Source organism: Paraburkholderia sediminicola, from assembly GCF_046027825.1.
GTDB lineage: Bacteria > Pseudomonadota > Gammaproteobacteria > Burkholderiales > Burkholderiaceae > Paraburkholderia > Paraburkholderia sediminicola_D.
Genome location: NZ_JAQQDU010000024.1, coordinates 18,699 through 39,476, shown reverse-complemented (window position 1 = coordinate 39,476; position 20,778 = coordinate 18,699). Strand labels below are relative to the sequence as shown.

13 protein-coding genes and 1 pseudogene are annotated in these 20,778 nt (G+C 61.7%); 8 read left to right on the top strand and 6 right to left on the bottom strand.

Annotation, left to right across the window (positions count from 1 at the left end; translation table 11 throughout):
• Positions 1-26 precede the first annotated feature (26 nt).
• Both PQQ96_RS15515 and PQQ96_RS15510 read right to left on the bottom strand, forming a co-directional pair.
• A complete protein-coding gene (locus PQQ96_RS15515; protein ID WP_408293211.1) occupies positions 27-1,616 on the bottom strand; it encodes a sugar phosphate nucleotidyltransferase in 1,590 nt (529 codons plus the stop codon).
• A 104-nt stretch (positions 1,617-1,720) separates the two neighbouring features.
• On the bottom strand, positions 1,721-2,707 hold the full coding sequence (locus PQQ96_RS15510; protein ID WP_408293319.1) for a helix-turn-helix domain-containing protein: 987 nt from the start codon (positions 2,705-2,707) through the stop codon (positions 1,721-1,723).
• Between the two features lie 143 nt (positions 2,708-2,850).
• On the opposite strand from PQQ96_RS15510, the gene PQQ96_RS15505 reads away from it, so the two are divergent.
• From PQQ96_RS15505 to PQQ96_RS15485, 5 genes are all read left to right on the top strand, one after another.
• On the top strand, positions 2,851-3,054 hold the full coding sequence (locus tag PQQ96_RS15505) for a hypothetical protein (RefSeq protein WP_408293208.1): 204 nt from the start codon (positions 2,851-2,853) through the stop codon (positions 3,052-3,054).
• 452 nt (positions 3,055-3,506) lie between these two features.
• The gene (locus tag PQQ96_RS15500; RefSeq protein ID WP_408293205.1) at positions 3,507-5,804 is read left to right on the top strand and encodes a hypothetical protein; all 2,298 of its coding nucleotides are present in this window, start codon (positions 3,507-3,509) and stop codon (positions 5,802-5,804) included.
• 178 nt (positions 5,805-5,982) lie between these two features.
• Positions 5,983-6,132, top strand: coding sequence for a hypothetical protein (locus tag PQQ96_RS15495; RefSeq protein ID WP_408293202.1), 150 nt, complete (start codon positions 5,983-5,985; stop codon positions 6,130-6,132).
• A gap of 52 nt (positions 6,133-6,184) precedes the next feature.
• The gene (locus PQQ96_RS15490) at positions 6,185-6,637 is read left to right on the top strand and encodes a GDP-mannose mannosyl hydrolase (protein ID WP_408293199.1); all 453 of its coding nucleotides are present in this window, start codon (positions 6,185-6,187) and stop codon (positions 6,635-6,637) included.
• Positions 6,638-6,804: 167 nt separating this feature from the next.
• A complete protein-coding gene (locus PQQ96_RS15485) occupies positions 6,805-9,186 on the top strand; it encodes a ricin-type beta-trefoil lectin domain protein (protein ID WP_408293196.1) in 2,382 nt (793 codons plus the stop codon).
• 25 nt (positions 9,187-9,211) lie between these two features.
• Here the strand turns inward: PQQ96_RS15485 and PQQ96_RS15480 are convergent, their stop codons facing one another.
• Positions 9,212-10,297, bottom strand: a complete 1,086-nt coding sequence (locus PQQ96_RS15480; RefSeq protein WP_408293193.1) for a glycosyltransferase family 4 protein — start codon at positions 10,295-10,297, stop codon at positions 9,212-9,214.
• A gap of 851 nt (positions 10,298-11,148) precedes the next feature.
• Here PQQ96_RS15480 and PQQ96_RS15475 point away from each other — a divergent pair.
• The gene (locus PQQ96_RS15475; protein WP_408293190.1) at positions 11,149-13,104 is read left to right on the top strand and encodes a hypothetical protein; all 1,956 of its coding nucleotides are present in this window, start codon (positions 11,149-11,151) and stop codon (positions 13,102-13,104) included.
• A 101-nt stretch (positions 13,105-13,205) separates the two neighbouring features.
• Here PQQ96_RS15475 and PQQ96_RS15470 read toward each other — a convergent pair whose 3' ends face one another.
• Together PQQ96_RS15470 and PQQ96_RS15465 are read right to left on the bottom strand one after the other, a co-directional pair.
• Entirely contained in the window at positions 13,206-14,744 is a 1,539-nt protein-coding gene (locus tag PQQ96_RS15470) for an amino acid permease (RefSeq protein ID WP_408293187.1), read from the bottom strand.
• A gap of 76 nt (positions 14,745-14,820) precedes the next feature.
• Positions 14,821-15,597: an SDR family NAD(P)-dependent oxidoreductase gene (locus PQQ96_RS15465; RefSeq protein ID WP_408293184.1), complete on the bottom strand. Its 777-nt coding sequence runs from the start codon at positions 15,595-15,597 to the stop codon at positions 14,821-14,823.
• Between the two features lie 327 nt (positions 15,598-15,924).
• On the opposite strand from PQQ96_RS15465, the gene PQQ96_RS15460 reads away from it, so the two are divergent.
• Together PQQ96_RS15460 and tnpC are read left to right on the top strand one after the other, a co-directional pair.
• Positions 15,925-16,908: a helix-turn-helix domain-containing protein gene (locus PQQ96_RS15460; protein WP_408293180.1), complete on the top strand. Its 984-nt coding sequence runs from the start codon at positions 15,925-15,927 to the stop codon at positions 16,906-16,908.
• A 294-nt stretch (positions 16,909-17,202) separates the two neighbouring features.
• A pseudogene (tnpC, locus tag PQQ96_RS15455) lies at positions 17,203-18,621 on the top strand (IS66 family transposase).
• Between the two features lie 400 nt (positions 18,622-19,021).
• Here the strand turns inward: tnpC and PQQ96_RS15450 are convergent.
• Positions 19,022-20,506 (bottom strand): MFS transporter, encoded by a 1,485-nt coding sequence (locus PQQ96_RS15450; RefSeq protein ID WP_408293177.1) that lies wholly within the window; start codon positions 20,504-20,506, stop codon positions 19,022-19,024.
• Positions 20,507-20,778 lie beyond the last annotated feature (272 nt).

Here is a 20,778-nt window from a genome sequence, read left to right as displayed (position 1 = left end):
TTCCGCAAATGAATCCGGACGCGCTGTTAGGGGCAGCGGCCGTAGTTGTCGTTGAACCTCACAATGTCGTCTTCACCGAGATAGGTGCCTGACTGGATTTCAATGATTTCGAGCGGCACTTTGCCGGGATTCTCGAGCCGGTGACGGGTGCCGAGCGGGATGTAGGTCGATTCGTTTTCGCTCAGCAGGAACTGCTCTTCGCCGCGCGTGACGAGCGCCGTGCCGCGCACGACGACCCAGTGTTCGGCCCGGTGGTGATGCAATTGCAGCGACAGCTTCGCGCCCGGCGTGACGACGATGCGCTTCACCTGGAAGCGTTCGCCGTGGTCGATGGAATCGTAGAAGCCCCATGGGCGGCGCACCTTGCGATGCGCATCGGCCTCGGGTGCGTGCTGCGCCTTGATGCGTGACACGAGACCCTTGACGTCCTGCACGTGCGAACGGTCGACCACCAGCACGGCGTCTGCCGTTTCTACGACCACCACATTGGTCGTGCCGACACAGGCGACGAGCCGGCCTTCGGAGTGCGCGTAGCTCGACACCGCCCCTTCGAACGCCACGCGGCCGCGCCCGGCGTTGCCGTTGGCGTCCTTCTCCATCGCAGCCCAGACGGCGTCCCAGGAGCCGAGATCCGACCAGCCGGCATCGAGTCGCACGACCACGCCGGACGGATTCGCGCCGGCCCGTTGCGGATCAGTGCCATGGGTCGCAGCCGCCTCGTCCGTGGCGTCCACGGGGCCTGCGTCGCTCACGTCCGTCAGACGCTCCATCACTGCGTAGTCGATCGAGTCGGCGGGCGAACTCAGGAAAGCGTCCACCAGCGGACGGAAATACGCACCTTCGGTGCGGCCCTCCACGAATGCACGCTCGCAGGCCGCGTGCATCTCGGGCTGCAGGCGTTTTAACGTGTCGAGCCACACGCGCGCCCGCACGACAAAGATCCCCGCGTTCCACCAGTAAGTGCCCGCGGCGACGTACTGCGCGGCGATTTCCTCAGCCGGCTTTTCGACGAAGCCGTCGATCGCGTTGCCCCCATCCGCCAATGGCGCGCCGATGCGGATATAGCCAAATCCCGTATCCGGGCGCGTGGGCGGCACACCCAGCGTGGCGATTGCGCCCCGTTCCGCATACCTGGCAGCACATTCCAGCGCGGCTTGCAGCGCGGGCACATCCGCAATCGAGTGGTCGGCCGGCATGACGATGAGAATCGCGTCGTCGCCATCCGCGCACGCGAGCGACGCCGCGAGCGTCAACGCCGGCGCCGTATCGCGCCGGGCAGGCTCGACGATCAGACGCGCGGCCATGCCGTTTGCAAGAAGTTGTTCGGTAATCACAAACCGGTGTTCTTCGCCGCACACGATGACCGGCGACACGTCCACGTTCCAGCCGGCGGGAAATCCGTCCATACGCCGTGCGGTTGCCTGCAGCAGCGAGTCGGAGCCGACGACGTCGATCAGTTGCTTCGGATAGTTTTCACGCGAAAGCGGCCACAACCGCGTGCCGGAACCGCCGGCAAGAATGACCGGAACGATGCGCGCGCAATGCGCGCCAGCAGTCCCGGCACCAGCGCCGCCCGGGTTCACCGACGTAGCGCTCACAGCTCCCTGAGTCAACATATTCGCATTCCTTATAATTCTGTGAGATCAACGAAATATTTACCGAAGCACTGCGTGAAACGACTGCGTGGTGGGCGCGGTCAGCCGGCTCGCGGTCGCGTACGCTATTCGCCGACCATGCGGCGGCTTTGAATCCGGAACTCAGTAGGAGAAATTCTCATCCGCTTGCGGAAGACCTTCGCAAGGCGGTCACCGTTACCCATGCCGGTACGCCGGGCAATCTTGTCCACCGGCAATTCCGACTCGGTCAGCAGGCTGCAGGTCACCGCAAGGCGCTCATGCAACAGGAAACTCGAGGGCGTGATACCCATTTCCATCTTGAAGCGGCGCAGGAAGTTGCGCTCGCTCATCGCGGCAAACTGGGCCGCATCGGCAATCGAAATGGACTGCTGACAATTCTCTTGCAGCCAGCGTGCCGCCGCGCGCACTTTGTCGCCAGGACTCAACCCACCGTCTTCGCCAAGCAGCGGTGCGAGGTTCGAGCACGAGTCGGCGAGCAGGCGCTCAGCCACCGTGCGGGCAGCCGCGCCGCCAAGGTCGCGCTTGATCATGGCAAGCGCGCTTCTCATCGATTCGAGCCTGTCGCCCGCATCGCCGTTCTGCTCGGCCTGGCGCGACGGCATCGGCTGCTGCTGGCGAAAATCGCCGCTTTCCTTACTGTCCGGCACATAGGCCGCCTCGAGCAACGCGCGCCCTTCCGCGATCGGCCGGATCATGCCGGTATTGCGGCGAACGCGCCGTAACCAGGCGATCAGCCGCTCGTCGCCGGCTGCGGCGAACGCACCTTTACCACCGGCGACATACAGCGCGTCGAAGCCGCCGTAATGCCGCGCGTCAAGTCCGTCAGTCCAGACCCGCAGTGCGGACGACGAGGTCACCATGCCGCCGTCGGCCGACAGGAAGGAAACGTCATACAACCAGCCGCCCGAGCCGGACGATGCCAGCTCGTTCGCTGCCTGGAACACCTCGGCAACCACGCCCGCGCCCTGCAGGGAGCAGTCGTTGAACATCAGTATTGCGATGCGACGCATACCCTTGTTCGGTGCATGCACCCAGCGCAGCATTGCAGACTCGAGACTCGCGCAGGTCATAGTCATCCTCTCACCAGAAAACGGATCGATTTTTCAACCTTGAACGCCTACACAGAGGGATGCTCTGTGCAGTGCATCATAGCCATCCGCAATCAAGCATTTAGCCGCCATGACCGAAACTGCAGACATGTTGGCGTTTTGATATGGTGGCCGGCCAATCATTTTCAGAACAATCCCGCCACTACGGTTTTTTCAACGAATTAATTGCCGATTCTGCATATGAATGGATTTACGTTCTGCGAATCTTAATGCCAGTTAATGCATTTTTTCGTGCGCTGGCACACATACAATCGCTACTCGAAATGCTTGAGTTGCAATTTGATCCACCCGCCATTCCGCAGATTTGAAGTGACTTCTTCCCATCACGTCGCCAGAATGAGCGCAGCCGCCCTGCACCTACCAGCCGCTGCTTTTACCAGATGCCCAAAGGGCTTTCTTCTGACGATATATTCGGTCGGCAGAGACATGTAAAACAGGCTCCAATATAAGCACTTTTTGAGCGACAAAATTATTTAATTCGTTGTTATTGGATCTGGAGAATATAAACAGGACGATTAATGTTTCAAACGTGAAACACGGCAATAAGACAACTTTAGCCCGCCCGGCAATAGGCGCGCCAATGACGGATTCTGTCGGATGAGAGCCGGTACGATTCCGCCATTCAATTGCGGAAATAGCCTATGCGGTTTCCGCAACACATTACGATGCGAGGTAGCCTGAGGCGGGTCTGGCCTGGTCAACTAGCAATTCAGCGACGCCTTGTCGCCGGAACCTATACGTCGGACGACACGGGGAACACATGTCGAATGTACGTGAATATCGCGCGCCGCGACCACTCGCCGGCGCCTTCGCCACTCAGGGGTTAGCGCTGCGCGTTGCTGCCTCGGCAGCGGCGTTTATCCTGCTAGGCCTCGCCGCCGCCCCCTGCAGCACAACAGCAGCGGCAGCCGGTCCGGACAGCACGGGCCCCGCCGATCTAACGGTCGACGGCAGAAAGTGGACACCCTGCGCGACGGAGTACGGCACCTGCCGGTTCACCGGCACGCGTGACGTGCTGTACGGCACAGTCGCGCAGCATGTAGTGAAGACGTTTTCGAACAGCGCCGATTGCAATAACGGTGTGTTCGGCGATCCGGCGCCCGGTGTGGAGAAGCGTTGCGCGGTTGCGGTTACTGCGGCCGATGCGGGCACGGCAGCGAGGGCGGCTGCGACGAACCAGAGCAACGCGCCAGCCGCCGCACCGGAATCGACAGCCACCGCCCCCACTGCATTGAAGGCGCCGCCCGGACAGGGCCTGCGCTGCACCGCGCCCACCTCACAGGTACGCGCGGCCGCAGACGGCGATCTGCTGGAAGCGGATACGCCGAGCGACGGCACGCGCCTGTTCGCCGCGGACAAACCGTTCGCGCTCGTCTTCATCACACGTCCGACGCAAAGCGACACGCTCAACTGGCAGATCCGCGATAGCTGGAATGCCGTACGCGCCAGCGGCCGCTTCCCCGTTGCGGCGGGCGCCACGCTATCGACGCTCAGTTGCGCGTCGACCGTTGCCGGCTACTTCGCCGTCTCCGCGTCTCTGGAACGCGCGCACGGCCAGCTCGAATCGCGCGGCACACGTCCTGCGGGCATCGCCACCTTCGGCGTACTGCCTGACACCTCCGCTGCGTTACCGACCGTACGCTTCCCCTATGAAGACCTGCATCGATTCGGCGGACAGGGTACCGCCTACCTTGCGCCCGGGCAGCATTGCTGCGACGGCGACGGCTATCGGCCGGTCTATACGGCGCTCGGGCTTTCGTGGGCGAACGACAACCGCAACTGGTATATGGAAGAGCCGAAAAACGCGGGCACCTTCGATCCCGCGAGCAAGCAGTTGATCCCCTACTTCCGGCGCGGCGACATCATGCGCCTGATCCAGCTCGACGGCATTCCTCAGTGGGCAAGCCCGACCGGCAAAGAGACGCACAGCTACGCGCCGACCTCGCTCGCGCAGATGCGGGACTACATGGCCAAAGTCGGCACCGAGTCCAACCGCACGCGGCTGACCTACTTCCCCAAACAGCGCGACAACTACTATCAGGTGACGTGGGAGCCGGACGCCGATGGCGGCCTGCCATGGCGCGATACAGACGCGAATTTCGTCGCGATGTACAAGGCGGTCTGGGAGGGCATTCATCAGACGGACCCGCACGCCGTGGTCATGGGGGTGACGTACGCCTCGGTGCAGGTCAATGTCGAGAAGATGCGCCGTCTCGGCCCGCTCGGGATCGGCCGCTATATGGACGGCATGACCGTTCACGGGTATTACGACATCGGCACGACGCCGTCGCATCCGCCCGAGCGCGTCGCCGACCCTGGCAATCTTGGCACCGTGCAAGGCGCGCTGCCCGCCGCGATGCGCGCGCTGCGCCATGAGCTGCATCAATACCTGAAGCCCGGCGCGCCGTTGTTCGTCACCGAAACCGGTATCAGCTACGACATCGGTCAAGCGTATGGCAAGAACTACCCGAGCGCGAATGTGCTGTATGCACAAGCCGCGGTGGTGGCGCGCACGCACCTCATCCTGCTCGGCGAAGGCGCGGACATGACCTATGTGTTCTACCTCGCAGACATGCCGGACGCCGCGCCAGGCTACGGAATTTTCTTCGAACTCGATCATCCGGATGGCGCCTACGGCCCGACCCGCATCAGCCCCAAACCTGCCGCGCTCGCGGTGGCGGCAATGACGCGGATCATCGACGGAACGGATACGCTCGGGCCGCTGAGGAATTTGCCAAAAGGCGTTTACGCGTACGCATTCCGCCGGCTCGGCGGCGGCAAAATCGTGACCGCGCTGTGGACGCATGACAACGACGCATGGAACGCCAAAACCGGCTTTAGCGCGACCCAGAGTGCGGACTATCGTCTGCGGGTCGACGCGCCAGGCACGTCGGGCGAAGTGACGGCATTCGACATGATGGGTAACGCGTCGACCCTGCCGTATCGCGACGGTGTCGCGAGCCTCAAGCTGTCGCCGACGCCCATCTATGTGGTCTCCGACAACGCCGGCGTGTTCAAGGACGTGGTCATGACCCCGGAAGGTTACGTTCCTCGCTAGATGGGCCGCATCTGTGCGGTGTGCGTGTCGTGGCCGCCGTCGGCATTTCGACAGACTCCACTCGCTGTCGCGATGTACCGATACTTCGGCGTGATGTGACAGGGCAAGCCGTTTTTCGCGCACGTAGAATCCAAACGGGTGCTGGTTCGCATGTACATCAACGCGCTGGAGCCAAGAGATGAGCGGCCTCGCATGGACCATGATGGTGCTAGCCGCGATGGCCGGGGCGTTTATCTTCGCGACGGTCGGCGCGGTGCTGGTCGCCCTGCTGCTGGCGAATGTCTCAAATCGCCTCACCCGGAACGATGGACACCCTCCCGACTATTAGCGCATTCAGGATCACCGCGCACTCAAACGGTGCACGCCCCACGGGAGATGACATGCTGACCGAGATCGATTTCCTGGACGTGGTGCGTCTGACGCCGCTGGTCGCGATCGATCTGATCGTCAGCGACGCCGATGGCCGCGTGCTGATCGGCCATCGTCGCAATCGCCCTGCGCGCGGCACATGGTTTGTGCCTGGCGGGCGCATTCTTAAAGACGAAACGCTCGACGCAGCGTTCGCACGCATTGCCGACGCCGAATTGGGCATCGCGAAACTGGCACGCTCGGCTGCACGCTTCGAAGGCGTTTTCGAGCACCACTATCAGGACAACTTCGCCGCCGAACCTGACGTGTCGACGCACTACATCGTGCTCGCCTATGCGCTGCAGTTCACCAGCACCGTCTCCGTCGGCCGGCTCGACCAGCACAGCGAATATCTCTGGCTCGCGCCTTCGGCGCTGCTCGCGCACGCTGATGTTCACGAGAACACCAAGGCTTATTTCCGCTAGCGTCAGCGTCAAGGTTACTGTCGGCGCTACTGTCAGCATTAGCGCCTCCCACGGCGTCGGCATGCCCCCTCTGCCTGTGCGCAAAGTGATGCCCACTGTGAGTTCGCCAACGTGGCGGCCCACGTCGATACAGTATGATCGAGCTCACCTCCAGGGCTCGAATCAACATGCGATCATCGGCATCCAGACTCGTTCGCGATTCATCGATTGCTTTTCTAGCGCTACTTTTCTTCGCTTTCCTGCCCGGCTCGGCCCGCGCGTCCAATTGCAGCGCCGGCACCCTGGTCACGGTCGTCGCCCACCTCGATGACGATCTCCTCTTCGTGGACCCCGCCATCAGCGAACGGCTCGACGCAGGCTGGTGCATCACCACGGTGCATCTGATCGGCGGCGCCAACGGTGCGGATTTCACCTACGTGCAGACTCGCGAGCGGGCTTCGCGGCTCGCTTATGCGCGCATGGCGGGGGTGCCCGACGAATGGATCGAAACGAATATTCCGATCGCCGGGAAGCTCGTGCATCAAATGGTGCTGAAGGCGAAACCGCAGGTCCGTCTGCTCGAATTCCGGCTGCCCGGCGGCGCCGTGCGTGGCGGCCGCGTACCGCTTGGCCTTTTGTGGGAACAGCACGCCACGCTCTCCACCTATCCGATGAACGCCGACGGTACCGTGCGTGTGCAATACGATCGGGCCTCGCTGTCGGCCACACTGAAAACGATACTCGCCGAGGCGTCGCAAATCTACACGCTCAATCCGGACACCGTACCGTTTCTTGAGCATCCCGATCACATCTACTCCGCGCGCATCACACGCCACGTCGCCCAGACGCTGGACAAAAGCGTGCCGATCGTGTACCACATCACCTATCCAACCGGCGACTGGCCGGGCAACGTGCCGGCGGCCGAGGTTCAGCGCAAGCGCGACATTGTCGCCAGCTATTTTTCCGTCGACGGCAACGAATCGCCAGAGGTATTCGGTGAGTTCCAGTGGAACGGAAATTGGGTCGCGCGCCGCTATGCCTTTGCCGATCGCAGCGATCACCGCGTCACGGATTTTCAGGCGCGTCCCATTCAACTCTTCAATGCCGCAGCGAACCGCTGTCTGACCTCCGCGGGCAGCGGCCAGGCGCCGACACTCGCCGCGTGCACGGGTTCATCCGCGCAACAATGGCGCTGGGATCCACTGACCGTCTATCCCGGCAATACGCAGAACGCTGCGCTCGTCAGCGTCGCGACTTCGCAATGCGTCGCCGAACGCGACGGCTATCTGATCTCCGAGGCCTGCGATCAATGGGACATGGCGCAGCGCTGGACACCGTGGGACTTCGGTCTCGTCTATACGCCACTGCGGCATTGCCTCGGTGAAAACGACGGCAGGCTCACCATGCGCGGCTGCACCTCGCTGACCACGCGCTACCGTTGGGCAACCACGCAACATACCCAGGCCACCGACCTGCGCCTCGCCACCGCAATGGCGGGCGACATCACCGGCACAGGCGAGACTTCCGCCGTCTACGTGCAGCGCCAGCACGACGGACCCGGATTCAACGTGTATGCGGCGTCGCTTGCGAAAGCGTCACGCCCCGCCCTGTGGTACGCCAGCACCGTCCCATTCGATCCGCGCGCCGCGGCGCCGAGTTGCACGGCTGACACGCTGTGCTTCGACAGCGCCCGCTTCCTGCTCGGCGACTTCGATGGCAACGGCAAAGCGGACTTGATGGTCATCACCGCGCGCCAGGGCGGCACCGCGTTCTGGTTGCTTCGTAGTACCGGCGAGCGCTTCGACGCCCCCCGCCTCTGGCTTCAGACCAGCAGTGCGTTCAGGCCCGAACTGACCCAGCAGTATGTGGCGGCGGATTTCAGCGGAACAGGACGAGCCGGCGTGCTGATCGCGCAGAAGCGCGCCGATAGCGGGCTCGACCTCTGGACGGTGTCGTCCACGGGCTCCACCGGCTCGGCGCCGACGTTGATGGCCCAGGCAAGAACCCTGCGCCAGAACGTCAATCTTCTGCCGGTGCAGGCTGGTGCAGCGCGTGCGTCACTGGTCGGGCTGGACGGTGCGGACGGACGGTTTGCGCTCACGCCCATCGCCAACGACGGCACGCGCATGACAATCGGTGAGCGCAGGGTACTGCCGACGAATGTTCTACCGGACTTCGTCAAGGTCACGGTCGGCGCCGTGCATGGCACAGCGAGCAACACGCTGATTCTGCTCACGCCGCGTCTCGACGGCACGAACGACGACGCGCTGATCGACATTGCCACCCTCGACACGACAGATGCGGCGAGTGTGCCTGTCCGGGCAGCGACCTTGCAGGGCATGTCGTGGTCGGATGTCTTCCCGGTCTTCGTACGCGACAAGGGCAATGCGGCGCTCGTGCTTTATCGAAGAACCGACGTGACACTCGGCGATTTCTATTTCACCGGCGGCGCGCCGGCGCTGACGCGCTATCCGGTAGGAAACGGTTTCGCCTTGGGCCCAGCCCAGGATCTCGGTGAACTGCCGGGGCTGTTCTCGGAGACGGTGCGGATCGATCGGCTGGCGCAGTAGCGCGAGCCGATCGATCCGAGGCAGTTCAGGCCGACACTCGCAACGGCTGGACGAACTGCCGCGCGATCGTCATGTAGCGATCTGCCGTGTCATGCAACGTGTAGCCCGCCAGTTGCCGGTTCGCACGCGGCATGTCGAGCGCCTTGAGCAATGCGCGGCCATAGACTTCCGGATCGGTCGTATCGACAAGATTGACGCCGGCAAATGCACTGGCAAAACCGAACGACGGGATCCGGCTCGCGACGACAGGAATACCCGAGGCGAGCGCTTCCAGAAAACCGATGCTCTGCGCTTCAAAGCGCGAAGGCATGGCAAAGACACGCGAGGAGCGAAGGATCGCGGCGACATCCGAGCGCGGCCCGCACACCGTCACGCGGCTGTCCAACCCGAGTTGATGAACGAGCGACAGCACCGCCTCATGATAGGGAATCTCCTCGACGACTCCGCATAGCAGCAAGGACGCCTCGGGTTCGCTCTGCACGACGCGCTCGAACGCGCGGATCGTGTCCACCTGGCGCTTGCCTTCTATATAGCGGCCTAGCTGGACAATCTGCTTGGCAGGCACGGCGACGTCCGGTGCCGACGTCCCGTTATCTTCCGCGAACAGCGACGCGTCCACGCCATTCGGGATCACCACCATGGCCGGATGTTCGCCGATCTCGCGCAGGTAGTCGTCGATATTTTGCTGCGACACGCCGATGATCGCTCTCGCCCGCCGTGACAGCAGGCGCTCGGCCTGCTTGAGCGCGCCGTTCTCGAAGTCGTTGACGCCAGAGTGCATCACCCAGGCAATCGGCGTGTGCACAGGCAGAAGACGCACATAGAGTGCGGCGAGCGTGGCGTGCGCCACGATGAAGTCGGGACGGAACTGACGCACCACGCGATACAGGTGCAGCAGTTTGCCCACCTTGCCGTGGTGGATGCTCGGGAACAGGCAGGTGACGCCGGCGGCCTGAAGCTCCGCGTGAATGTTGGCGAAATCATCCTGCTGTGGCAGCAACGATGTAATACAGACCTCGTGGCCGCCGCGTTGATGATGAATCGCGAGCCCTTTTACGAGTACCTCTGCCCCGGATAGCCGCGGTGTGTGAATCAACTGAAGAATTCTCACGATTTATCTCTCTGGATAACCGCCCTTTTTTGCGCGGCGGACGGACATGCCGACCAGCTACTACCGGCCCCAACACACATCGGCACCCCATCAATGTTTATCTGGCGCCCCCCTTTCGGGGACGCGCCCTCGTCTTTCATAAAACAGCGACAGTTCCGCCGCGAAGCTACTATCGCGAGGAAACCTTACACCGAAGGTCAAGCATTTTCCCGCCAACTCCAAGGCTCCATCAGCTATGGAATGAGCGCTATCGCCCATTTCTCTGCGGATTGCACCAATTCGACTAGTTAGGCATCCATTACAAATCTTTTCGACCCCAATTCAGTTTGGCGGATAAAGACTAGTCTCGCCATACATATTCTTTGGTGTGATCGATGCAATTAGTACTGCATTATTGTTCATACGTAACGACTCGTTACTTCTTTTAAGCATACTAATGCGTATTGTTGCGGTCGATTCTTCCCATCAGGGCCCGTCTTGCTTACAGGACAGTAAAAAGTTCGTCGAACGGCGCCATGAACTCAAGAACTGCGATGTGAATTGCACGGTTCTTCAAGACGCTGATTGTTTTCGTCGCATCTTCCCTGGCCGTCCAATTCCGCCAAATCCGCCATGACGAGCGGCACGGATTTGTACGACATGAATTTCTCTGCAGAGAAATGCGTTTGGGGCCCACAACCCGGGAAGGCATCACCTTCGCGCAACCGAACCGTTGCGCGCCCAGGACGGCAAGTGTCGAAGTCCCGGTCATCGGCCGGCTTGCCATTGAACCCCGATGTTCGCTCCGTCTCCCGACGCGCTTCGCGCGAAGAGGCGAACGAATGTTCAGCTCACGCATTGGTTAGAGATTGATGAAATCGCAACTACTCCTACTCTCAACACTTTCCCTGGCACTAGCGGGCTGCGGCGGTGGCGGCGGCAGTAACGGCTCCAGCAGCAACGCAGCCGCCCAGCTAAACGGAAGCGCCAGCCCATCCGGCTCGTCCAACCTGTCCGCGGCAGGAAACACCAGCACCGGCGGCACCGCAACCGTGAACGGCGCGGGCAACACCGTCGCGGCACTCAGCTGTAGCTCGCCGGCCATCTCGGCAGGCTCCGGCAGCGCCGCCCTGTCAGCCGACACGCCCAGCGCAGACGGCACGCGCATCTTCGCTTCCGGCGCCACCTTCCCGCTCGCCTTCACCACCAACGTTTCATCCGCGGACACCCTGAACTGGACCGTCACGGACACCCTCGGCAGGGTCGCAGCGAGCGGCAGCACCCCCGTACCGAACGGTTCCTCGACCATCACGCTCAGCTGCACTTCGACGCTCGCCGGCTATTTCGCCGCGACGGGCACGCTCGCGCAGAACGGCGGACAGTTGCCGCAAGCCGGCACGCGTCCGGTCGGCATCGCGACTTTCGGCGTGCTGCCGAACCTCGCCCAGGTCGTGCCTGCCGTCACCTATGCGCATCAGGAGCAGCACCGCTTCGGCATGCAAGGCGCAAACGACAACGGCCCGCTGCTTGCCGATCTCGGTATCTCGTCGACCATCGACGACCGTCAGCTCTCAACGATGGAACCGAACGGACCGAACACGTTTAATCCGGCGGCCAACAATCTCGATCCGTTCTACACGACCGGCAACGTGATGCGCCTGATCCGCCTCGACGGGATTCCCGCATGGGCGAGCAGCACCGGCGCGTTCCAGGACGACACCAGCGTGCCGACCAGTCTTTCGTATTATCAAAGCTATATGAGCCGCGTCGGTACGGAATCCAACACAATCCGCACGACCTATTTCCCGCAGCAGTCGGCCAACTACTATCAGGTGACGTGGGAGCCCAACGAGTTCTGGACTGACACGGACGCCAATTTCGTCGCGCTCTATCAGTCCGTCTATCAAGGTATCCATTCGACCGATCCAAACGCGGTGGTGATGGGCCCGACCGATGCGTTCCCGAGCCTGACCACGACGCGTCTGCAGCGCATCGCGTCGCTCGGCTTCGGCAAATACATCGACGCCGTCTCCACGCACGGTTACTACGACGCGGGCACGTCCCCGTCTCATCCGCCTGAGCGCTACGATGCCGATCCGTCCACGGCTTCCGGTTCGCTGCGCGGCCAGATGCGCGGTCTGCGCGCGGAAATGGCCACCGATTACCGTCCGGGCATGAAGCTGTTCTCGACGGAAGCCGGCATCAGCTACGACCTCGGAACCTCATATGGTCCGAACTATCCGACCTCGAACGTGTTGTACGCACAAGCGGCCGTCGCGGCGCGCATGCACATCATCACGCTGGGTGAAGGGGCGGATCAGACATACGTGTTTTATGGCGCGGACTACCCAGGTGAAGTCGGCTACGGCACGTTCTTCGATCTGAACGACGCGCAAGGTGCATTCGGCGCGACGAACATCAGTCCGAAGCCGGTCGCGATGGCGATCAGCGCGATGACGCACACGCTCGATGGCACCCACACGCTCGGCGCGGTGAACGGCACGCCGACCGGCGTCTACGCCTACGCGTTCCAGCAGGTTGGCAACGGTGCGGTGATCACCGCTTTGTGGACCCACAACAATAGCGTGTGGGACGCGAGCGTCGGCTTCAGCTCGAGCTACAGCGTGCCGTATAGCCTCACCGTGGATGCGCCTGGCACGAGCGGCACAGTGAAGGTGATCGACATGATGGGCAATGCGTCGAGCGCGAACTACACCAACGGTACGCTCACGCTCAACCTGACCGAATCGCCGGTGTATGTGGTGTCGAACAACGCGTCGGTGGCCCAGGCCAACTCGACGGTTCCGGCGGGATACACCGGTATCTAATCCGCGAACGCCACGTCATGCGGTAGATGTCAAAACGTCAACCGGCCTCCCGGCCGGTTGACGTTGTTTTTTTGAGGCATGAAGCGCACGAGCCAGCTTGCTCAGCTCTCCCCCAACTGCCCCTCCATCCCGCTCAATTCACGCTCCCGCTCCTTCGACACCTTGCCGATCGGCGGCCCCGCGAAACTCTTGCGCACGCCCGCGCCGTACCAGATCGCCAGCAGTACCGCGAGCAAACCGACCAGTACGTACACCACTTTCTGATTAGGCGGCTGCATGCCGACATAGGCCAGCACAAGTGCGCCGAACACAGCCGCCACCGCGAACGGCTTCGACAGCATGCCCAACTGGAACGGCCCTTTTTCCTTCCACGTGCGCCCCTCGGCGAAAATGCCGGATGCAATCGGCATCGCGTAGGAGATGAACAGGAACACCGCACTACCCGCGCTCAGCACGGTGAACGCATCGCCGTACAACGTCACTACGATCGCCAGCACCGCCGAGGTCCAGATCGCCTCGCCCGGCGTGCGGTGTGCCGCATTCACTTTGCGCAGCCACTTCGAGCCAGGCAGGCCGCCGTCACGGGCAAAGGCGAACATCATGCGCGAGGTCGACGTGACAGCTGCGAGACCGCATACGTAGTTGATGAAGAACATCAGCAATTCGATCAGAATGCGCAGCGGCCCCGGAATCGGCGCCAGAATCGCTTCGAAGAACCCCGTGCCCTGCTTCACGCCCGCGCCGATATCCGGCATCACCAGCACGAATGCGCACACCATCACGTAGCCGAACGTGGTCGACCAGAACACGGAGCCGACAATGCCGCGCGGCACATTGCGCGCCGCCTGATGCGTTTCTTCCGAGGTATGCGCGGAAGCATCGAAGCCCGTGATCGTATAGGCGGTCAGCAGCAGACCTGATAGAAACGCCATGGCGATGGTCTGCTTGGGCCACGCGCCGCCGTCGACACCCGTGAAGTTGGTGAACGTATAGAGCCGCGACAGATCGATCTTGACCGGCGAATACACCAGCAGGGAAACCACCAGCATGATCGTCACCACAAAGATCAGATAACCCGACAGGTCCGTGATCTTGCTGGTGATGCGAATCCCGCGATGATTCAGGAACGCTTGCGAAGCGGTGATTACCGTCAGAAAGAGCGTTTGCTGCCACCAGCCGAGCGAATCGGGATTCACGCCGAACATCGGCGCGATCAGCGTGCGAAAGAACGGATCGTACGTGCCGTAATTGATCGCGGCGACGACGAACACGAGACCGAGCAGATTCAGCCACGCGGTGAGCCAGCCCCACATTTTGCCGCCGAGAATCGAACTCCAGTGATAGAGACCGCCGGCCGTCGGATACGACGACGCGATCTGCGCCATCGCCGCCGCAACCACTAGCGCGAATAACGAACCGAGCGGCCAGCCGAGTCCGATCGACGCCCCGCCCGCTGCCGACAGACCCATCTGGAACGACGTGATGCCGCCCGACAGAATGCAGATCAGCGAGAACGACACCGCGAAGTTCGAGAACGCCCCCATGCGCCGGGACAGTTCCTGCGCATAGCCCATCTTGTGCAACAGCTTGACGTCGTTGTCGGCGGCATCCGCCGACGGCACGGCCGTGTTGGTGTCCATGACGCGATCCTTTGAACAGGGTTATGACGAAGCGGCTAAGCGATGCAGAGGCGTGACCGCGCGACGAAGGACCGGCTCACGCAGCCGTAAAGCAGTTGTCGACGTACAGATGTGCGCCGTTGACGAAACTGGCGTCGTCGCTGGCGAGAAAGAGTGCGGCGCGCGCGACTTCTTCCGGTGCGCACAGACGGCCCTGCTGCACCGACAGCGCCGCCTCGCTCGCATCGAAGCCATACTTCGCGAGCGCACTGATCTCGCGGCGCCCATGCGGCGTATCGATGAAACCCGGGCACACGGCATTGCAGCGAATGCCACGGTCGCGATACTCGACGGCAATCGAACGCGCGAACATGGCGCACGCACCTTTGGTCGTGCAATACAGCACTTCGAGCGGCGTGGCCGCCACCGACGAAATCGACGCCGTGCACACGATCGAACCGCCGCCCGCGGCGAGCATGTGCGGCAGCACCGCGCGCGTCATCATGAACATGCTTTTCACGTTGACGTTCATGAGCCAGTCGTAGTCTTCATCCGTGGTTTCGACGAACGGCTTTACGACGATGCTGCCGGCGTGATTGAACAGCACGTCAATGCGCCCGAAGCGCGCCATGACGTTCGCCACCGCGGTGTCCACGGCTTCGCGCTTCGATACATCGGCGGCAAACAGTTCGGCTGTGCCGCCTGCCGCGCGAATTCGCGTCACGACTTCCTCGCCTGCATCGGTATTGATATCGACCACGGCGACCTGTGCGCCTTCCTGCGCAAACAGCAGCGACGCCGCGCCGCCCGCGCCGGTTGCGCCGCCTGACACGATTGCGATCTTGCCCTCCAGCCTGCCTGCCGATCTGCTCATGCGTGACTCCCGTTCTAGTGTTCGATGCATGCGTTGGACTGCCTTGCCTTGTTCACAAAGTAGGGGCGGCAAAAATCGGCGACTATCCAAAATTGGCAAAAAGTAAAAATCCCGTAAAAGTCCGGCTTCCTGACAAATGCATTACGCACATGTCTGAATGCTTGCTGTATCGGGCACCCGCCAGGTTCGTGATCCGTGCGGACACGGGCAGGCATCCGCGTGTGTGTGCCCTGGATGGGTCGCACCAACACTGCGATGCAAGTTTTTTTTCGCATACACTGATCGGCACGAGGCTTTCGGGGAGCGCCACCAGAATCGGGAGAAGCTATGCAGCCGGTCAATCAGACAAGCAGCGCCGTCGAGATTCGCTGTTGCCGGAACATCGACGAGCAGGCGATGTTGCTCGACGCGTGGAACCAGAGCTATTGCCAGATTTCGCGCGGCGCCTTCGACGGCTCGGTGAGTTCGTTTTTTGCGGGCGGTGTGCGGGTGTTGGTGGAACGCCTGAACCGCACGGTTTATCAACGCGGCCAGGTGGCGCGATCCAGGCTGGCGGTGGGCATTCCATTTCAACTCGAAGGGCACGCGCTGCTGTGTGGACAGACGAGTCATCGTGACGGACTGCATGTGTTTTCCGGCGATGGCGGGTTTGAGTTTTTATCGCCGGACAAGCATGTCGTGGTGAATCTGGAGATCGAGCCGGATGCGATCGGCGATCGTCTGCTGCGCTCGCAGCTCGATGAGATGACGCCGTTGCTGGGCGCGAAGCCTGGTGTATTGAATGTCGATCCTGTGAGATTGCAGGGCTTTCGCGAGGTACTGAAGCATTTGCTCGATGCTGTGGCTGCGACGCCGGCTTTGCTTGATGATGCCGGCGTGGCGGCGTCGTTCGAGAAGTCGGTGATATTCGGTCTTGCTGATGCATTGGAGGGAGTGCGGGATGTGGACCCGCACGGGAGTGTTGAGGCGCGTATCGCGCGGAACTGGCAGCTCGTGCGAGGGGTTCGCGATGTGGTGGAAGAGTCGCCGGATTGCCCGCTGTCCGTGGCCGAGTTGTGTGCGCGGTTTCACGCGAGCCGGCGAACTTTGCAGTATGCGTTTGAGGATACCCTCGGGGTGAATCCTTCAGCTTATATCCGTGCCGTTCGGCTCGATCACGTGCGGCGTGAATTGCGAGGGTCTGCTTCGGTGACCGAAGTCGCTACGCGGTGGGGGTTCTGGCATTTTGGGAATTTCTCGAACGAGTATCGCGGGCAGTTTGGGGAGTTGCCGTCGGAGACGTGGAGGCGCGGCAGGGGCCGCGGGGTTTAAGGGTTGGGTTGTTTGCCTGCCCGGCGGTTTGTCTGTTTGCCTTCGGCGTTGGTCTTTTCTTGATCTGGTTGCCTGCTCGGCGCTTAGTCTTCTGTACGCCTGCGGCGTTGGCCTTTCCTTGATCTGTTTGCCTTCGCGGCGCTTTGGTCTGTACGCCTGCGGCGTTGGCCTTTCCTTGATTTCTTAGTGGTCTATTAGCGTCGCCCCTGTGCGGGGCAGGCACCTACTTTTCTTTGCGGCGGCGTAACTATTCAGCGCTTGCAAACTGCTGCCAGGCTGCGCATAGTTAAGGACATGACGAAGATGCCTGACATCAAGGACCTGACACCAGAGCAGAAAGACGCACTCATCGTTGATCTGGTGAGGCGTCTGAACGAGCTTGAGGCAAAGCTCGAGAAAGACAGTCATAACTCCAGCAAGCCACCGTCAAGCGATGGTCCGAAGCGCAAGCCGAAGTCGTTGCGCGGCACAAGCGGAGCCAAACCGGGGGCGCAGCCGGGGCACAAGGGCAAGACGCTCAAACGGGTGGCGCAACCCGATCACATCAAGATTCATCCGGTGGCGCCGGTGTGCGATGCATGCGGCCAGCAGATCGAATCCGCCCGCATCACCGTCTTACCCGAAGGCCGTCAGGTGATTGATCTCCCGCCCACGCGTTTCGAGGTGACCGAGCATCGCGTCCAGGTCGCGCAGTGCGCCTGCGGCAAGCGCCATTCGGGGGTATTTCCCGAAAGCGTGAGCCAGGCGGTGCAGTACGGTCCCCAGATCCGGGCGGCGGCCGTCTATCTGACGCAGTACCAGCAGTTGCCCGTGGCGCGTACGGTTCAGGCATTGGGAGATCTGTTCGGTCTGCGCGTGAGTACGGGCACGGTGCAGCAGAGCATCGATGAGGCTGCCCGCCTGTTGGCTCCCGCGGTTAAACAGATCAGCGATGCGCTACGCGAGCAGCCCGTGGTGCATTTCGATGAGAGTTCCATGCGCCTAGGTCGTATGCCTCACTGGCTGCATGTCGCCTCGACGCGCGCATTGAGCTGGTATGGCGCACACAGCAAGCGTGGTAGCGAGGCGCTCGACAGCTTCGGCATCCTTCCCGGTTTTAAGGGCGTCGCGGTGCATGACGGCTGAAGGCCGTACGCGAGCTACGAGTGTGAACATACGCTGTGCAACGCTCACCATCTGCGTGAACTGGTGTTCGTCGCGGAGTCAACGCAACAACCCTGGGCCCAGCAGATGATCGATCTGCTGGGCCAGGCCAAACGCGAGGTCGACCTCAGTGTGGCCTCAGGCAACCTGTCACTGGGTCAATCGCGGCAGCGCTATTACAGGCGACGCAGCCGGGCACTGATCGCCGAAGCACGCAAACTCAATCCAACCCAGGCTCGCGCGCCCACACGCGTGGAATTGCGCGGCAGGATCAGACAAAGCTTTACCTACAATCTGGTTCGACGCCTGCAGTTGCAGGCGTCCGAGGTGTGGCGCTTCATTGCCGATCACCGGGTACCGTTCGACAACAACCAGGCCGAACGCGATATCCGCATGCCCAAACTCAAACAGAAAATCTCGGGGTGTTTCCGTGCGGTATCAGGCATGGAAGCGTTCTGCACGATCCGCTCCTATCTGGCCACCTTGCGCAAACAGAACCGTTCGCTGATTGACGCGCTGGCCTTGAGCTTTGCCGGACTCGTCGTTTCGCCGCTTCCGGCTGCTGAATAGTTACGCAGCAGGCAAAGAAAAGTAGGTGCCTGCCCCGCACAGGGGCGACGCTAATAATCCAATATCAATTCAAGGAAAGGCCAACGCCGCAGGCACACAGAAACAAGCGCCGCGAAGGCAAAAAAACAAAAACACCCCCATAAACCCCAAAATCAGCGCACACTACTCAACTGCTCCCTTGCGGAGCAACAACGCCAACTGGGGGGTCCATCATGGCAAAAGGTCAAGTGCGCAGTAACCGCGAAGCGAAGAAACCGAAACAGGAGAAGAAACTAAAACCGGCCACTTCACCTTCAGGCGCGCCGCCGATCCGCGTAACACCGAGCGCATCGGCGACACAAAAGAAACACTAAACGAGCAAGCCCGCCCCGCCAGGCGGGCATCACCCACCCGCAAAGCACTACCTCGAAATGTCCTCCAACGCGACATCCCGCGTCTTCGGCCCAAGCGTCCCGATGGCCAGCATGACGATCACCATCGCGCCTGAAATAAACACAAACACCCCGTTCACGCCAAAGCGATTCAAACATCCCGCAATCACAAACGCGGAAAACATCGCCGAAATCCGGCTCCACGAATAAACAAACCCCACTGCCCTCGCCCGAATACTGGTCGGAAACAGCTCGGCCTGATATGCGTGATAGCTGTAGGAAATAATGTTGCCCGCCAGCACCAGGCACACCCCAAGACTCACGAGCAACACCGTCTCCCGCGCCTGGCTGAACAGCAGCCCGCACACCACATTCACCGCCGCCATGCAGATGATCACCGTCTTGCGCTCGAAGCGGTCGGCAATCAGCATCCCCAGCAACGGTCCAAGGGGCGCCGCAATCGCAATGATGCTCGCATACATCAAACTCGTCGTGACCGTAATGCCCTGCTTGATCAACAACGTCGGAATCCAGTTCGCGAAGCCGTAATAGCCCATCGTCTGGAACACGTGGAAAATGATCAGCATCAGCGTGCGCTTGCGATACGGCGGCACCAGCAGATCGCGAAACGCGGCACGCGCGCGCACCGGTTCAGGCAACGCCGGCTCCGGCAAGGACCGTCCGTACTCCCGTTCGACGCGCGCTTCGAGTCGCCTCATCACCGCGTCGGCTTCCTCGATGCGGCCTTTCTGTGCGAGCCAACGCGGGCTCTCCGGCAAACGCAGACGAATCCACCACACCACGATGGCGCCCACGACGCCGGTCAGCACAACCAGGCGCCAACCGTCGAGACCGAAGTAACGGTGCGGCACCAGCAAATACGATAGAAACGCGACGATCGGTACCGCACAGAAACCGACTGCCTGCGAAAAGGCGGACGCGCGGCCGCGCACATGCTTCGGCACGAGTTCGGAGATGTACGTGCCAATCGTCACGATCTCTACGCCGATGCCGATCCCCGCGATGAAGCGCCAGAGATTGAGCCCAAGCGCCGTGTCCTGGAACGCCATGATGATGTTCGCCGCCGTGTACCACAGCAGCGACCACGTGAAGATCGCGCGCCGGCCGAAACGGTCGGCAAGAAAACCGCATGCCGCCGTGCCGATGAACAGGCCCGCGAATAACGCCGCGATGAAACTCGCCACGCCGCTGGTGCCGAACAAACCGTGCGTCGTCGCGGTGAGAATGCCGCTGCGCACGAGGCCCGGCGCGATATAGCCGGAGAACATCAGGTCGTACAGTTCGAAGAAGAGGCCGAGGCTCAGAAGCATCACGAGTTGCCAGATCGAGCGCGTGGCGGGCAAGCGATCGAGCCGCGCGGAAATACGCGCGCCTTCCAGCGCGATCTCGTCAGCGAGACCGCCCGTCGATGCGCCAGCGTCTGAGGGCACTCCACCCAACGCGCCGGCATCGCCGACCGCTGTTGCATATACCGCTTGATTTGACGATTTCATCGCCTGTCTCCGTTGTCGATCGGAGTTAGCGCTTTAGCTGTCGGCCAGAGCTGGCGCTTTAGCGCTTACTTTGGTCCCACGCAAAGCACTTACTCCGGTCCCATGCAAAGCTCTCGATCGGAGTTGGCGCTTTAGCTGCCGGCCAGAGTTGGCGCTTTAGCGCTTACTTTGGTCCCACGCAAAGCACTTACTCCGGTCCCATGCAAAATGGTTGCTGAATTCCGGTCTAACGCCGGATGAGATTGATTGACGACGTTCGACCCATCGAACGC

Excerpts from the sequence above, each read along its gene's own strand:
- PQQ96_RS15515 (WP_408293211.1), bottom strand. The coding sequence starts at position 1,616 with ATGTTGACTCAGGGAGCTGTGAGCGCTACGTCGGTGAACCCGGGCGGC.
- PQQ96_RS15510 (WP_408293319.1), bottom strand. The coding sequence starts at position 2,707 with ATGACCTGCGCGAGTCTCGAGTCTGCAATGCTGCGCTGGGTGCATGCA.
- PQQ96_RS15505 (WP_408293208.1), top strand. The coding sequence starts at position 2,851 with ATGGTGGCCGGCCAATCATTTTCAGAACAATCCCGCCACTACGGTTTT.
- PQQ96_RS15500 (WP_408293205.1), top strand. The coding sequence starts at position 3,507 with ATGTCGAATGTACGTGAATATCGCGCGCCGCGACCACTCGCCGGCGCC.
- PQQ96_RS15495 (WP_408293202.1), top strand. The coding sequence starts at position 5,983 with ATGAGCGGCCTCGCATGGACCATGATGGTGCTAGCCGCGATGGCCGGG.
- PQQ96_RS15490 (WP_408293199.1), top strand. The coding sequence starts at position 6,185 with ATGCTGACCGAGATCGATTTCCTGGACGTGGTGCGTCTGACGCCGCTG.
- PQQ96_RS15485 (WP_408293196.1), top strand. The coding sequence starts at position 6,805 with ATGCGATCATCGGCATCCAGACTCGTTCGCGATTCATCGATTGCTTTT.
- PQQ96_RS15475 (WP_408293190.1), top strand. The coding sequence starts at position 11,149 with ATGAAATCGCAACTACTCCTACTCTCAACACTTTCCCTGGCACTAGCG.
- PQQ96_RS15470 (WP_408293187.1), bottom strand. The coding sequence starts at position 14,744 with ATGGACACCAACACGGCCGTGCCGTCGGCGGATGCCGCCGACAACGAC.
- PQQ96_RS15465 (WP_408293184.1), bottom strand. The coding sequence starts at position 15,597 with ATGAGCAGATCGGCAGGCAGGCTGGAGGGCAAGATCGCAATCGTGTCA.
- PQQ96_RS15460 (WP_408293180.1), top strand. The coding sequence starts at position 15,925 with ATGCAGCCGGTCAATCAGACAAGCAGCGCCGTCGAGATTCGCTGTTGC.
- PQQ96_RS15450 (WP_408293177.1), bottom strand. The coding sequence starts at position 20,506 with ATGAAATCGTCAAATCAAGCGGTATATGCAACAGCGGTCGGCGATGCC.